At 45.9% G+C, this 647-nt stretch carries 1 protein-coding gene; it reads left to right on the top strand.

Annotated features, from left to right (window positions below; translation table 11 throughout):
- Window positions 1–50: 50 nt before the first annotated feature.
- Window positions 51–647: UPF0236 family transposase-like protein (locus AC3ASS_RS14440; protein WP_488284175.1), on the top strand; the 597-nt coding region annotated here is incomplete at its 3' end.

Genomic DNA, 647 nt, shown 5'->3' with positions numbered 1-647 from the left:
TTGAAAGTATCCCAAAAGAGCGACAGCCTGTAAACGATCCTGTCCTATTCGTGGAAGTGGACGGCCTATATGTGAAACGTCAAGGAAAAGGAAAACGGGGCAAGGAAGAAAAAATTGCAGCGGTTCATCAGGGCTGGGAAATCAACGGAAAACGAGTAAGTTTGAAAGACAAACGCCATTTTATTCACCGTGGGAACCAGCCATTTTGGGAGGCCTTTGAGGATTTTCTCATAGAAAACTTCGAGTATGACCCAACTGTCCATAAGCTAGTAATAAACGGGGATGGTGCCGGATGGATTACAGCCTGTCGAGACCATTTTAAAGGCAGGGCATTCTTTTCAATTGACCGTTTCCACGTGGCAAGGGATATTCGGAGCTTATTCCGTAAGCATCCTCGCTATCGCCAAATGCAAAAGGCACTAGCGTCCTATGACAGTCAGAAACTACTTACGGAATTAAACAGTGCTGTTGGAACACTAGAGACAGAGGATCAGGAAGAACGTCTTGACCAATTGATTCGTCAACTAGAAAAATATCCTGAAGCCCTCGGGGATTACCGGAAGTGGCTCCAAGAACAAGGTATTGACACCAAAGGAATGCGTCCAATGGGAAGTGCCGAGGGAACGATGAATGTCTTCGCAAAAAGG

Source organism: Bacillus sp. JST-5, from assembly GCF_057747715.1.
Note: the sequence above shows the minus strand (reverse complement) of the source record. Positions and strands in the feature narration are given on the sequence as shown.